The following is a 14,157-nucleotide window of genomic DNA, read 5'->3' as shown; positions in this document are numbered from 1 at the left end:
CTGCCGATCCCGGCTATTTGTAGAACCCCTCGCGGAGGTTGATCCCGTATTCCAGCCACGCCTTCATCGCGGCCAGCATCCCGGTCCAGCCCTCGCAATTCCCAAAGGCAGCCTTGGCTCCTTCGGAGGTCGCCACCCAGCTGGCCTCGCTGATGGTCACCTTGGTTCGGGTGCTGTCTTCCAGTGAAGCGAATTCGAACGTCACGGTATTCATGCCATCGGCAGCAGTGGATTGCTGGCCGCCCCATTGCAGGACAATACGCTTTGGCTCTTCCACTTCCACGATCTTGACCGGGAACGGGCCGGGGAAATCATGGAAGTCCCAGGTCACGGTGGCACCGTTTTCCATGTGCCCGGATGCTCCGCCGGTAGTGAAGTAATGGGAAAGCTGTTCTGGATCAGCCACAGCTTCGTATACTTGCCTGATCGATTTGGAAATGATTCCCGACACGGTGAAGGACAGTTCGCGAAGCTCTTCATGTGGTTCCATAAGACAGGTTTACGCCCGAAGAGCACTAGTGACAATAGATATGGGAAAATTCCCAGCGAAAATTAGCGTTTAGACACCAAACGGCTTGGCATAGCGGTAGTTGCCGCGCGGCAGGCGGTTATCGTCGAAGACCCGCACCATGAAGTGCTCGCCCCATGAGGTGCGCGTAGGCAGGATCCCGCGACCTTGCGCCGCTTCGTAGCCGAAGCGGCGGTAGTAGCCAGGGGCGCCCAGCAGAACGATACCGCTGATGCTTTCTTGCTCGGCCCTGTCATGAATTTCTTGCATCAGGATCGACCCGACACCTCGGTGCTGGTATTCCGGGGCGACAGCTAGCGGGCCAAGTCCCAGCAAGGGTTCCCCGTTCACTTCTCCCCATGTAGCGATGACGTGCCCAATGACCGTTGTGTCATCCAGGGCAACGATTGAGAAACGGTTATCGTACTGGTCGCAGTCGAATAGACGCTGCAGCAGTCCGACTTCCTCAGGCTCAACCATCGGATCGATGCCGGAGAACGCAGCATGGGTTATTGCATACACCGCAGCTCGGTCATCGAAGACTTCTGGACGGATACGCATGCACGCAAACCTACCAAATCTCGCCGAGCTAGAAAAATTGGCCCTTCGTGTTCTTCCACCAACTTGACTCCAGGAACGGGGCATTTTCCTGGCGGCTGGCGTGAGGATTGCGACTTCTTGCAAGCAAAGTTCAGCGAGCATTTTCCCAGGCCGCGCTCCTTGCGGCACGCCTTGCCGACTGGAAAACCCAGTTGCGAAGACCCTGCGGCCACGGCCCATGGAATACTTGCGGTGCCTCAAGTGGGAGGCCGTTTATCCATATCCACACCGCCAGCAGCAACTGGTTGCCGGCCTCTGGCGCCAAGTGCGGAACTGCCGCGCTAGTTGATTCAAAAGATGCGCCCAACGAGACTATTCCTTCTCTAACGTTTGCAGTAACGTCTTGAACGAGTCATGGATAGATGATGGGATGATGGTCGCATCGCTTGTCACCTCTATCGGAGAGTTCCATGAAACTGCCTCGGGCGTTCAAGACTTCAATGGCTGCCGTCCTGTCGGCCGCACTGCTTGCAACAGTGCTTCCGGCAACCCCGGCACTAGCCGCAGCCCCTGCTCCAGCAACTTCAGCGGTACAGGCTCAGGCACGGGCAGTTGATGGCGGACTGCAGATTGCCGCCAAGAAAATCCAGCGCAATCCGAGCAAGGATGACGTCTTCGTCAACAAGAAGTACCCGCTCAGTCCCGTTAAGTACGCACCGAAGACGGTAGCGGTCAAGGGCACCAACGTCCGGCTGAAGTCCTCGGCGGCCAAGGCCTACAGCAAGATGGCCAAGGCAGCTGCGAAGGACGGTGTCAAGATCCGGGCTGTCAGCGGTTATCGTTCATACAACCGCCAGGCTGAGCTGTTCAACTACTACACCCGCATCTATGGCAAGAGCTACGCTTCACGCATCTCCGCTGTACCGGGCACCAGCGAGCACCAGACTGGCCTGGCCATTGACGTGGGAAATGCCAACGGCGCTTGCGGTTTGCAGGCCTGCTTCGCCAACACTCCCGTGGGCAAGTGGGTCGGCAAGAACGCACACAAGTACGGCTTCATCATGCGCTACCAGATGGGCCAGGAATCCGTCACGGGCTACTCCTATGAGCCGTGGCACTTCCGCTACCTGGGTACCTCCTTGGCCAAGAGCGTGAAGAACTCCGGCGCCAAGAGCCTCGAAGCCTTCTATGGGGTTTCTGGCAAGAAAGCCAAGAGCACTCCCAAGCAGACCAAGGGCACAGCGCGGACCACCGCGAATCTGAATATGCGCACCGGGGCAGGCGCCGGAAACCGACTGTTGGTGACCATCCCGAAAGGCAAGAGCGTCCAACTGACCGGATCCAAGAAGTCCGGTTGGTACCAGATTCGCTACAGCTCGAAAACCGGTTGGGTATCGGGCAAGTACCTGAAGAACATCTCGATGCCGGCAGCACCGAAGAAGGATTCGAAGAAGAGCGCGCCTCAGAAGAGCACCAGCAATGCCAAGTCTGCCAAGACCACTGCGAACTTGAATATGCGTGCCGGGGCAGGCACCAGCCATCGCGTCGTGCTGACTATTCCGAATGGCAAGAAGGTCGCCATTCGCGGCGCAAAGAAGTCCGGCTGGTACCCGGTGAAGTACGCAGGGAAGAATGGCTGGGTCTCGGGCACCTACCTGAGCAATTTCTCCTCCTCCGGGACTGCACCGAAGACCACCAATCCCAAGAGCTCAAAGTCCTCGTCTAAGAAGACCATCGCGAACCTGAACATGCGCAGTGGTGCGGGAACAGGCAAGCGTGTCATCCTCACTATTCCCAAAGGAAAGACGGTGACCATCCGCGGCTCGAAGAAGTCCGGCTGGTACCCGGTGAAGTACGCCGGGAAGAACGGCTGGGTCTCCGGCACGTACTTGCGCTAGGGCGCCGGCATCGGCTGGCTGCAGTCCTGCTTCCAAGAACTTTTCTGTTCCGGGAAGCAGGATTTTCAGCTTAGGAGCCCGGAGACACAGGAAACTACAGCCGAGGCCACCTGGCTGATCTCATTTTCTTTTGCGGTGCGCGTGAACGAAAGACGGACAGCAGTATGGGCCAGTTCTTCTTCGTAGCCCATCGCAGTGAGTACCGCTGAAGGATCGGTCGAGCCTGCTGCGCAAGCAGAACCTGAAGAGCATAGGACTCCCTTGCGGGCCAATTCAATCAGCACAGTTTCACCGGCGGTCTTCGGGAAGATGAAGGAGACTATGCCGCCAACACGATGTTCCGGATCCCCTGTCAGCTGGACGCTGCCCGGATGCTTGGCATTGAGTTCCTTGAGAATCCGTTCAACCAGGTACGGGCCAAAGCTTTCGCCCAGTCCTGCTTCGCGCTGTGCGCTCGCTGCCTGCAATGCCGCGGCCACGCCGACGGCCGCCGCCGGGTTCTCGGTTCCCGAACGCATTCCGCCCTGCTGCCCGCCACCGTGCAGTAGCGGCACGAAGCGATGCTCGGCGGATAGGTACAGCGCTCCGCTGCCCTTGAGGCTGCCGATCTTGTGCCCGGAAATGCTCAACGCGTCCACTGCGGCGCACAACGGTTTGAGATCGATCCAGCCGGCGGCCTGCACGGCGTCCGTATGCATGATCGCCCCAGCTTTGCGGGCCAGTTGGGCAACTTGCACTACCGGTTGAATGGTGCCGACTTCATTGTTCACCGCCATCACCGAAACCACGGCAACAGCTGCATCGATCAGCTGACGGGCTGCATCCACATCGACTAGCCCCGTGGACGATACCGGGATGACGCGGTGTTCGAATCCGTGAAATTCAACAAGGTATTTGCAGGCTTCCAGCACCGCTGGATGCTCAATGGAGCTTGAGACCACCACACGTCCACGGGGGTTGGCCAAGGCCGCCCCGATCACGGCAGTGTTGGCTCCCTCGGTGCCGCCGGAAGTGAAATAGACTTCCTCTGCTGCCACGCCCAGCTGGCTAGCCAGCTGCGTTCTTGCCCAGTCGTTAGCCCGCTTGGCTTGCTGCCCGGCTTCGTGCAAAGATGCCGGATTACCGAAATCCATGGTCAACAACGGATTGAGCATGTCGAGAACGTCTTGGCGAGGTGGCGCGGTGGATGCGGCATCCATGTAGATCATGCAATAACCATATCCAGTCCAAGGTCAATTGCTTTCACCGAGTGTGTAATGGCACCCGAGGAAATGACATCAACACCGGCTTCAGCGACAGCCACGACTGTTGATGCGTTGATGTTTCCGCTGGCTTCTACTACTGTTTGCCCGTTGATCAGTTCAATGGCTGCGGGAATGTCAGCGGGATCAAAGTTATCCAGCATGATGATGTCCACTCCGGCGGCGAGCACTGGTGGAATCTGTGCAATGGAATCTACTTCAACTTCCATCGACGTGGTGTGCCCCAGCCGCGCACGTACCGACTTCAGGGCAGCGGTAAGCTGCTCTCCGTTATCCAGCAAAGCGAGGTGGTTGTCCTTGGCCATGAAAGCATCCGACAGGTTGTCACGGTGGTTGACTCCCCCACCGCAGCGCACTGCGTAGCGTTCAAGGACGCGAAGGCCTGGCGTAGTTTTCCGGGTATCGACAATGCGGGCTTTGGTATGCGCAACCAGGCCGACGAGCTCAGCGGTCGCCGTCGCGATGGCACACATGCGCTGCAGGAGATTGAGCCCCACGCGTTCAGCGGTCAGCAAGCTCGCCGCCGGCCCGGAGACCTTGAGCAAGCTGTCACCGGCGGCAAACGTGTCTCCGTCGGCAATCAGCTGCTCTACCTCCAGCTGCGCATCGACTAGCTGCATAGTCCGGGTAAATACTGCCCCTCCGGAGAGTACGCCTGGCTGGCGGGCCTGCACCACGGCGGTAGCTGTCGCGCCTTCGGGAACGATGGTAAGTGCGGTGATATCGCCGCGCGGATTGTCCTCGGCGAGCGCCAGCTCGATGATGCGGTCCATGGCAGCGTTGGGTACCGGATGGATCAAAGTGTTCACGCGTTCATTTCCTTGCTCAAAAGGTTCTCGTTGTTCAGCTCGCTTGGGTGCAGGGTCCAGCCATAGCGCACACCCTCATCTGACAGGCTGCTGGTGAATTCGGTTGAATCCAAGCGGTGGTGTGCACCCAGGCTTTTTGTGCGTGCCATGGAACCTGCAGCGATGATCCTTGCAGCGATCCACAGATTGCGCAGTTCCGCCTGCTCTCGCGCAGTGGCAGCGACAGGCGCGCTCGTCGCCAGTATCTGGGCCATTTCTTCGAGCTCCTCGCCGGTGCGGTAGACACCAAGTTTGCTGCTGGCTGCCGTTTGCAGCTGTTCAAGATCCAGGGGTGCTTCCGGGGCAGGCTCGGAGAGTTGCTGGATAGTCAGCGCATCGGTATTGCAGCGAGCATCTGGTGGGTCGCTGATCAAGGCCAGGATGGCTTCTCGGGCAAAAATCATTGCTTCCAGCAAGGAGTTGCTGGCCAAGCGGTTGGCACCATGAACTGTCGTGTTGGCGCATTCGCCGGCCGCATAGAGGCCTGGGACAGAGGTTCGTCCTGAGATGTCGGTGTGGATCCCGCCCATGAAGTAGTGCTGGGCCGCTACCACCGGAATCAGGTCATGAGCCATGTCCAGGCCGGAGCCGCCCGCGGTGCAACTTGCGAGCCGGGCGGTGATGGATGGGAAACGGCCTGCGAGGAATCCTGTGCCACGCGTTTCTTCCACGGCCCGCGCATCAAGGTAGACCTGGTGCCCGGCTTGGATCTGTTCATGGATGCCTCGGGCCACGACATCACGGGGTGCCAGCTCAGCATCCGGGTGAATTCCAGGCATGAAGCGCTGCCCGGCGTCATTGACCAAAATGGCACCTTCACCACGTACGGCTTCGGAAACCATCCCGGCTTCTGGATATCGGGCGGGGTCAACCAGCGTTGGATGGAACTGGATGAATTCGGCATCCGCGATGACAGCACCTGCCCGGGCGGCCAGTCCCAGGCCGTCGGCGGTTGCTCCCTGAGGATTGGTGGTCGCTGAATACAACTGGCCCAGTCCACCGGTAGCCAGCAGGATCGCTTCTGCCAGGAGCAGTTGTTCTGCCTCGTTGCGCAAGTAGTGCACCCCTGAGACTTTTCCATCATGCAGCTGGAGTTCGGTGGCAACTGCATCCTCGAAGATGCTGAGCTTGTTTGCAGTTTCCAGTTGGCGCACGGCACGAACCAAGGTTTGCACCAATGAAGCGCCGGTGGCATCCCCATTGATATGCAGAATACGGTGTGCGCTGTGCGCGGCTTCAAGGCCAAGCTGGTAGGAGCCATCTGCATTACGGTCAAAATCCACTGCATAGGATTCCAAAGCCTGCACTAGCTCTTCGCCTGAGGAACACAGGTGTTCCACCGGTTCCACGCCGCAGTGGCCCGCGCCAGCTTTGAGCGTATCGGCAACGTGTTTGGAAACAGAGTCGCCTTGGGCCATGGATGCTCCGGTAACAGCTGATAGCCCGCCCTGCGCGAGCTCAGAGTTCGAGTCCCCCAGTTTCCCTTTGGTCAGCAATACCGGCTGGATGCCCAGCTCTACGGCGTGCAAAGCTGCGCACAGTCCAGCCACACCGGAGCCGACGATCACCAGCTTCTTCGGTTCTTGTTGGACCTGGCTCATGGCTTGGCAGCTAGCATGCGCTCCAGGGCGATCTTTGCATCCCCTTGTTGTTCCTTCGGTACCGAAATTTGGTTGACCACTCGTCCGGCAACCAGCTCTTCGAGCACCCAGGCAAGGTAGCCCGGGTGGATTCGGTACATCGTGGAGCATGGGCAGATCACTGGATCAAGGCAGAAGATGTTGTGCTGCGGGTACTGGGCAGCCAAGCGGTTGACCATATTAATTTCGGTACCGATGGCAAAAGCAGTTGGCTCGGTAGCAGCGGCAATAGCCTTTTGGATGTAGTCGGTAGAGCCGGCTTCATCTGCCGCGTCCACAACTTCCATGGGGCATTCCGGATGCACAATCACGCGCACGCCAGGGAAATCCTCACGCGCCTTGGCGATCTGCGCGGGGTTGAAGCGCTTGTGCACGGAGCAGAAGCCGTGCCACAAAATGACCTTGGCATCGAGCAGCGTGTCAGCTTCGTTGCCGCCCAATTCCTTGCGCGGAGTCCACATCGGCATCTGCTCCAGGGGAATGCCCATGGCCTTAGCGGTGTTGCGTCCAAGGTGCTGGTCCGGGAAAAACAGGACGCGGCGTCCTCGCTCGAAAGCCCACTCCAGAACAGTTGCAGCGTTGGAGGAGGTGCAGACCAGTCCGCCGTTGCGACCGACAAAGGCCTTAAGCTCTGCAGAGCAGTTCATGTAGGTCACCGGAATGACCGGCATCCGCCCATCATCAGCTTCATCCGCATATAGGGCGGTGAGCTCTTCCCAGCACTTTTGCACGCTCGGACCGTCTGCCATGTCTGCCATGGAGCAACCTGCTGCAAGATTCGGAAGGATCACCGATTGGTCCTCGCGGCTGAGAATATCTGCCGTTTCGGCCATGAAGTGCACACCGCAGAACACGATGGCTTCCGCCTTGTCTCGGGTCAATGCTGCGTTGGCCAGCTGGAAGGAGTCACCCACGAAATCCGCATATTTCACCACTTCATCGCGCTGGTAGAAGTGCCCTAGGATCACTGCCCTGTCCCCCAGGGTTTCTTTGGCAGCAATGATGCGAGTATCAAGCTCGGCGTCGCTAGCCTCCAGGTATTCCTCTGGGATGGAACCCTGCACCGGGTAACCAGCTGGAACCGAATCCTCTTGGGAGGCACCTGGCCCGTAGCCCGCAGGGGTGTCCCACGGGTTGGAGGCCAGATCGGTGGAGCAGGTGGATTCCGGAGCCAGCAGATTGAGCCGAGCGATGTTCTGGGCTACCGAGGCATTGGCGTTGTCAGTGATTTGGGTGCTCATGGGTTCGTCCGTTTCTTACAGGATGACGGTGAAAAGTATGAATGGTGCTTGCTAGTCGTGCAGCGGGTCGACTTCCAACGGGTCTGGTCCGTGGCCCACGTAGCGGTATAACCGTGGCGGCCGGTGCTGTCCGCCGGCCAGATACTCATCGGTCTCCTCGATGGAGGCAGTGTTCTTGAGCGTTCGGCGGAAGTTCGCAGGATCCAGGCGGCGTCCGAGGATAGCTTCATAGACTCCGCGCAGGGCCGCCAGGGTGAAGCGTTCTCCTAGCAATCGATGCGCTATCTGCCCGTACTCGGTCTTGTTGCGCAGCCTCCACATGGCGTAGTCCAAGATCTTTCGGTGGTCGAAAGCCATCTGGGCAATCTGCGGATCATCGATATCGAACCAGGCCACGTTGTCGTCTTGGACGGTGGCACCGACCTGGTCAGCGTTCAGCAGCGCAAAGTAGGCGATGGTGACTAGGCGGTGGGTTGGCGAGCGGTCGATATCCCCGAAGGTGTAGAGCTGTTCCAGATAGGTGGGGCGTAGGCCTGTGGTTTCAGCAAGGTTGCGCCCTGCCGCTTGGCCGAGGGATTCCCGCGGATCAACTGGTCCGCCTGGCAGCGCCCACATTCCAGTGTGGGGTTGGCGAATGCGGCGTACCACTGGCAAGCAGAGTTTGTCGGGTCCGCCATCTTTGCCTTCACGGATTCCCAGGATCACAGTGGAAACCGCAAGAGCGGGCGGGAGGTTGCGGCGTTCGTCGACATTCGCCCAACCCGGTACGGATGACATTTCTTATTTGCCTCGTTTTCAGCACATTCGGATTCGTTAGAGTCATTCTGACATTAACGCTCTTGAGGCGCTAGCCCAGATCACATTTCAAGGGTGAATGACCTATGATCAATGGCATGACATTGGATCTGAATCTTCGAGTGGTTCGCGCAAACGCTGAGGTGAAAAGCCCATCCGTGCTTTTCATCCACGGCTTCGCCTCATCCGGCGAACTGAATTGGGACCGCTCGCGGTGGCTGAAATATTTCACTGATGCAGGACGCGATGTCCTTCTGGTTGATTTGCCGGGCCATGGAGAAGATCCTCGCCGCAACGACGGCAGCTGGGCACCAAGCCAGATTCGCCAGGCCCTGGCTGCCATCGTGATGGATCTGGACGATGGACCCGTAGATGTCATCGGCTACTCTTTGGGTTCCCGGCTGGCCTGGGAATTCGCCGCTTTCAATCCGGATTTGGTGAATCATTTGGTCATCGGGGGTCCAGGAGCCGGTGATCCGCTGGCCGCCTTCGAATTGGACCAGGCCCGCACCTACGTTGAGACGGGCGAAAAGATCCATGACGACTACACCGCCGCCATCATGCGGATTGCCGAGGCTGAACCGTCCAATGATCTATCGGCGCTCTTTGAGCTGATTGAGGCAATCAAATCCGAGCCCTACGATCCGGCAGCCAAGGTGCCATCGGTTCCCACCTTGCTGGTCGCCGGAGACCAGGATGATCTCGCGACCACCATGCCGCATTTGCGTCGCCTCCTGAAGGACGAAGGAACACGCAATGAAGTGCTGTGGCTGGCAGGACGCAATCACGCCAACGCGGTAACCAGCCGCGAGTTCAAGGAAAAGGCACTAAACTTCGTTAATGCTGAATTCTTATAATTTACATTTCGCCGCTACTCTGCAGTCAAAATAGTTCGCCTATTAGACACCTCCGCCCTTTCGTCGCTGTATGCCTATAAGCTGATCCCAACAGAAATCGATTGACAGCGCTAATTGCGCGATAAGCCTGAGGAATGATTCCATGGCGAGTACTAAAACACCTGAGCAGCACATTGCTGTCTTCGGCGAAAGTGGTAGCGGAAAAACAGTTCTACTGTCCGCTTTATACGGAGCCGCGCAAGAACCGGAGTTCACCGAACGCAACCTCTATCGGATAGTTGCCGACGACTTTAAGCAGGGTGCAAAACTTCATAAGAACTACTTGGGAATGCGGGAAAATTCGCGCACACCGCTAGCCAACCGCTTCAATAACGAAACGTACTCATTCACTTTAAAGCTGAAAGAAAACAACGGACAAAACCATCCGAGCATCCCTTTCAATGCGCTCAGGCTCGTATGGCACGATTATCCAGGCGAATGGCTCAGCCACGGAGCCAATACTGAAGAAGAAGCCGAGATCCGTCTGAAGACCTTCAACGACTTGATCCGGTCGGACGTTGCCTTGATCCTCGTCGACAGTTCGCGACTCCTTGACGATGACGACGACATCGAGCGTTACCTCAAGTCCTTGCTAGGAAATCTCAAGAGCACTCTCCTATCACTTCAAGACGAATTGCTGCATGATGGCAAGAAGCTCGTCAGGTTCCCTCGAATCTGGATGTTTGCACTGACGAAATGTGACTTGCTGCCAGATTATGATGCGTATCGTTTTCGCGATCTTTTGATCGGTAAGGTCGCAGGCGAAATCGCAGATCTCCGGCAAATTTTGTCAGGGTTTGTCACTGGAAATGAAGCACTGTCTGTGGGGGAAGACTTCGTGCTGACATCATCAGCGAAATTTGAATCTGGCCATATCGATCTCGGTGATCGCGTTGGCATCAATCTGGTCCTACCCCTCGCTTCAGCGCTGCCAATGCAACGCCATCTTCGCTGGGCGAATGCACGTGTCCTGCCCGGCAAGGTTGCGAAAGAACTGCTAAATGGCGTAGGACTAATCGCTGCGGCGGTTCAACTGGTCCAACATCGATTCCCCAATCGCATCGCATCGCTATTTAATCATGTCCAGCCACAAGCTATGGCTCACGTAGCAAACATGGCGGATGAAGGTTTGGAGAAACTCCAGAAGAAGGCAATACAGAAGAAGGACTTTATCAGTGCCATTATTGCGGGTTTCCAATTAGAACTCTCACAAGCTGAATCTGACAAGGTATTGCTCAGGAGCCCACGTTGAGCGTCATTTGGGCCACACGGGGCAGGATTTGGGGATTTCGATTTCTTCGAGATGGGAGTCACGAAAAGCCTCTGGAATTCTACAATCGAGCGTTTTCTGAAGTCGACGACGAATTAGAAGTATTCCACCGAGACGCCGATTCCATAGCTATTCGTTTCGCTGATCCGCTGGACCGCAAGGACAGATCGGGCCGAGTCATTCCTCATGAATTTGTCCTCACAGGCGACGATATGAAGGGCATTTCGTGTCTCGATGATGTTCGATCCAAAATTTGGCCCGCCTTCAGCACGGAATACAGTGAAATTTGGGATAAGGATCTTTAAACGGAGCGTTCGGTTTCGGGACTAATTTGCAGTACTGGAACCGAATGGCAATGTGATGCGTTCTGTTACGAAGCTCTCCCTACGACAAACTCATTGCGAAATCGGTTCCATCTACAGCGGCGTGTACATCAACAAGGTCAGGTCCGAGGCTTCGGTAGGGGTCAGGTTGTGCTGCTCATAGCGGGTCAGGCCTTTAGCTGGGTGCCGGAACACCCGTTCACCAGTACGGAAACCGGCAACGTCCCGTTCATTCCAGATAGCGGCGAATTCCGGGGAGGCCGCCGAGACCCGGGCAACAATGCCGCTGTCCCCCGATGGGCTGAGCCATCCACGCGTTTCGGCACGGAAGCTTCCCACGAAACCGCGGCTTTGCACTTCCCAATCCGGGAGCATCTCACGCAATTGCGCATCGGTGAAAACGAGCCACAACAGGTTCCGATCTTCGCTGTCCAGTGAAGCCACCCGCGGATACAGCTGTTCATAGGCCTCATTCCAGCCCAGGATGGTCCAGTCGGCGGAGAGCAGGAAGGCCGGGAACTGCAAAGCATCGAGCAAACGCTGCAGGGCTGGAGTCATGCCGCCGGTGCCAATCGGGTCAAGCTCACCGTGCCCAGCCAGAGAAAACAGGTACGAGGATTCCACCGGGGTGAGCCGGAACAGCCGTGCCAAGGACTGCAGAACCTGGCGCGAGGGATTGATGTCGCGGGCCTGCTCAAGCCAGGTGTACCAGGTAACAGAAACGCCGGCCAAGGTGGCGACCTCCTCGCGGCGCAGGCCGCGCACCCGGCTGCGTCCGATCTCCGGCAATCCATGGGAAGCCCTGTCAGCCCGGGCTCGGCGGTCCTTGAGGAATGCCGCGAGTTCTTCGCGACGTCTTTGACTTGGAGTCACGGGGTAAACCTCATTGCATGGTAGTAGTACTACTAGTATCGTCACCGTCTGGGTTTGAGGGCAAATATATGGTGAGATTTTAGGTATGACCACACTTCGTTCACACACTGTCACCCATGGCCGCAATATGGCCGGCGCTCGCGCACTGTTCCGCGCAGCCGGCGTGAACGGCGCTGACCTCGGGCGCAAGCCGATTATCGCTGTCTCCAACAGCTTCACTGAATTCGTTCCAGGGCACACCCACCTGCAGCCGGTAGGCCGCATTGTCTCCGACGCCATCACTGCCGCCGGTGGCATCCCCCGCGAATTCAACACCATTGCCGTGGACGACGGCATCGCCATGGGCCACGGAGGCATGCTCTACTCGCTGCCATCGCGCGACCTCATTGCCGACTCCGTGGAATACATGGTCAATGCCCACTGTGCCGACGCGCTGATCTGCATCTCGAACTGCGACAAGATCACCCCGGGCATGCTGATGGCCGCATTGCGCCTGAACATCCCTACGGTCTTCGTCTCCGGTGGACCGATGGAAGCCGGCCGCGCCACTTTGGTTGACGGCACCGTGCGCACCTTGGACCTGGTGGACGCCATCTCCGAGGCCGTGAACGAGAACGTATCGGATGCAGACCTGCTGCGCATCGAAGAGTCGGCCTGCCCAACCTGCGGCTCCTGCTCGGGCATGTTCACCGCCAACTCGATGAACTGCCTGACCGAGGCCATGGGCTTGTCCCTGCCGGGCAACGGCTCCACCCTGGCTACCCACACGGCCCGCAAGGACCTGTATGAAAACGCCGGCAAGCTGGTAGTCGATATCGCCAACCGCTACTACGGCGAAGACGACGAGACGGTCCTGCCACGCAGCATCGCCACCAAGAAGGCCTTCGGCAACGCCATGGCGCTGGATATCGCCATGGGCGGTTCCACCAACACCATCTTGCACCTGCTGGCCGCCGCCCGCGAGGCCGGCGTGGAATTCGGCCTCGATGAGATCGATGAAGTGTCCCGCCGTGTCCCGTGCCTGGCCAAGGTTGCACCCAACGCTGCCGGCAACGGCACCATCTACTACATGGAAGATGTCCACCGTGCCGGTGGCATCCCCGCAATCCTCGGCGAGCTGCGCCGCGGCGGCCTGCTGGATGAAACCGTGCACACGGTTCACTCGGCAACCCTGGGCGAATGGCTCGATGACTGGGATATCCGCAGCGGCAAGGCCAAGGAGGAATCCTTCGACCTGTGGCACGCGGCCCCGGGCGGCGTGCGCTCCTCCACCGCCTTCTCGCAGTCCGAGCGGTGGGCGGCGCTGGACACCGATGATGCAGAAGGCTGCATCCACTCGGTTGAGAATGCCTACTCCAAGGACGGCGGCCTGGCCGTACTGCGCGGCAATATCGCCGTGGACGGTGCAGTGGTCAAGACCGCTGGCGTTGACCCTTCGATCTGGACCTTCTCCGGCCCGGCAGTGGTCTGCGAATCGCAGGATGAAGCCGTGGAGAAGATCCTGAACAAGCAGGTGAAGGAAGGCGACGTAGTAGTCATCCGCTACGAAGGTCCCAAGGGCGGGCCGGGCATGCAGGAAATGCTCTACCCCACCTCGTTCCTCAAGGGCCGCGGCCTGGGCAAGGCCTGCGCACTGATCACCGATGGCCGCTTCTCCGGTGGCACCTCGGGCCTGTCCATCGGGCACGTCTCCCCCGAGGCCGCGTCCGGTGGCATGATCGCCCTGGTGGAAGATGGCGATACCATCTCCATCGATATCCCGACCCGCGAGCTGACCCTGAACGTCTCTGACGAGGTCTTGGCACAACGCCGCGAGCGCTTGATCGCTACCACCGGCTACCGCCCGAAGAGCCGCGAGCGCGTGGTCTCCCCTGCGTTGCGTGCCTACGCCGCCATGGCGTTGTCCGCTGACAAGGGTGCAGTCCGCGACGTGGATCGCGTAGAGCGTGCCATGCGCGAAGCCGATGAGCGTGAAGCCGCAGCCCAAAGCGCGGCCCAAATCTAGCCAGAAGGCTTGACCATGGCAACAGGCCCGGACCACTTATGCGAATAAGCGGACCGGG

At 58.5% G+C, this 14,157-nt stretch carries 12 protein-coding genes; 4 read left to right on the top strand and 8 right to left on the bottom strand.

The features are described from left to right. Window positions 1-13: 13 nt before the first annotated feature. Together ACIOJF_RS15860 and ACIOJF_RS15855 are read right to left on the bottom strand one after the other, a co-directional pair. Window positions 14-490, bottom strand: coding sequence for an SRPBCC domain-containing protein (locus ACIOJF_RS15860; protein ID WP_105658050.1), 477 nt, complete (start codon window positions 488-490; stop codon window positions 14-16). A 69-nt stretch (window positions 491-559) separates the two neighbouring features. Then, on the bottom strand, window positions 560-1,069 hold the full coding sequence (locus ACIOJF_RS15855) for a GNAT family N-acetyltransferase (RefSeq protein ID WP_166650847.1): 510 nt from the start codon (window positions 1,067-1,069) through the stop codon (window positions 560-562). 449 nt (window positions 1,070-1,518) lie between these two features. Here ACIOJF_RS15855 and ACIOJF_RS15850 point away from each other — a divergent pair, with 449 nt between their 5' ends. Then, window positions 1,519-2,946 (top strand): D-alanyl-D-alanine carboxypeptidase family protein, encoded by a 1,428-nt coding sequence (locus ACIOJF_RS15850; RefSeq protein WP_402741866.1) that lies wholly within the window; start codon window positions 1,519-1,521, stop codon window positions 2,944-2,946. Window positions 2,947-3,011: 65 nt separating this feature from the next. Here ACIOJF_RS15850 and ACIOJF_RS15845 read toward each other — a convergent pair whose 3' ends face one another. Genes ACIOJF_RS15845 through ACIOJF_RS15825 form a run of 5 tightly spaced genes read right to left on the bottom strand, consistent with a single transcriptional unit; the run spans window position 3,012 to window position 8,714 of the window. Continuing rightward, window positions 3,012-4,154, bottom strand: coding sequence for a cysteine desulfurase family protein (locus ACIOJF_RS15845; RefSeq protein ID WP_402734957.1), 1,143 nt, complete (start codon window positions 4,152-4,154; stop codon window positions 3,012-3,014). Further along, window positions 4,151-5,017 carry a carboxylating nicotinate-nucleotide diphosphorylase gene (gene nadC / locus ACIOJF_RS15840; RefSeq protein WP_402741865.1) on the bottom strand — a complete coding sequence of 289 codons (867 nt, stop codon included), beginning with the start codon at window positions 5,015-5,017 and terminating at the stop codon, window positions 4,151-4,153. Before nadC ends, ACIOJF_RS15845 begins: the two co-directional genes overlap by 4 nt. After that, entirely contained in the window at window positions 5,014-6,657 is a 1,644-nt protein-coding gene (gene nadB, locus ACIOJF_RS15835) for an L-aspartate oxidase (protein ID WP_402734958.1), read from the bottom strand. The genes nadC and nadB overlap by 4 nt, the downstream gene beginning before the upstream one ends. Continuing rightward, window positions 6,654-7,937 carry a quinolinate synthase NadA gene (gene nadA / locus ACIOJF_RS15830; protein WP_332489029.1) on the bottom strand — a complete coding sequence of 428 codons (1,284 nt, stop codon included), beginning with the start codon at window positions 7,935-7,937 and terminating at the stop codon, window positions 6,654-6,656. The genes nadB and nadA overlap by 4 nt, the downstream gene beginning before the upstream one ends. Window positions 7,938-7,988: 51 nt before the next feature. Further along, window positions 7,989-8,714: an NrtR DNA-binding winged helix domain-containing protein gene (locus ACIOJF_RS15825; protein WP_332489031.1), complete on the bottom strand. Its 726-nt coding sequence runs from the start codon at window positions 8,712-8,714 to the stop codon at window positions 7,989-7,991. A gap of 116 nt (window positions 8,715-8,830) precedes the next feature. Between ACIOJF_RS15825 and ACIOJF_RS15820 the strand changes: the two genes are divergently transcribed. Further along, complete coding sequence (locus tag ACIOJF_RS15820) at window positions 8,831-9,589, top strand: alpha/beta fold hydrolase (RefSeq protein WP_332498684.1); 759 nt, start codon at window positions 8,831-8,833, stop codon at window positions 9,587-9,589. A gap of 142 nt (window positions 9,590-9,731) precedes the next feature. Then, window positions 9,732-10,880 carry an ATP/GTP-binding protein gene (locus ACIOJF_RS15815; RefSeq protein ID WP_402741864.1) on the top strand — a complete coding sequence of 383 codons (1,149 nt, stop codon included), beginning with the start codon at window positions 9,732-9,734 and terminating at the stop codon, window positions 10,878-10,880. A gap of 434 nt (window positions 10,881-11,314) precedes the next feature. Here the strand turns inward: ACIOJF_RS15815 and ACIOJF_RS15810 are convergent, their stop codons facing one another. Further along, complete coding sequence (locus ACIOJF_RS15810) at window positions 11,315-12,094, bottom strand: helix-turn-helix transcriptional regulator (RefSeq protein WP_402697527.1); 780 nt, start codon at window positions 12,092-12,094, stop codon at window positions 11,315-11,317. Window positions 12,095-12,179: 85 nt separating this feature from the next. Between ACIOJF_RS15810 and ilvD the strand changes: the two genes are divergently transcribed. Continuing rightward, window positions 12,180-14,099 carry a dihydroxy-acid dehydratase gene (gene ilvD, locus ACIOJF_RS15805; RefSeq protein ID WP_105661080.1) on the top strand — a complete coding sequence of 640 codons (1,920 nt, stop codon included), beginning with the start codon at window positions 12,180-12,182 and terminating at the stop codon, window positions 14,097-14,099. Window positions 14,100-14,157 lie beyond the last annotated feature (58 nt).

Source organism: Glutamicibacter sp. NPDC087831 (genome assembly GCF_044742845.1).
Taxonomy (GTDB): domain Bacteria; phylum Actinomycetota; class Actinomycetes; order Actinomycetales; family Micrococcaceae; genus Glutamicibacter.
This window is presented reverse-complemented; position numbering and strand designations above follow the sequence as displayed.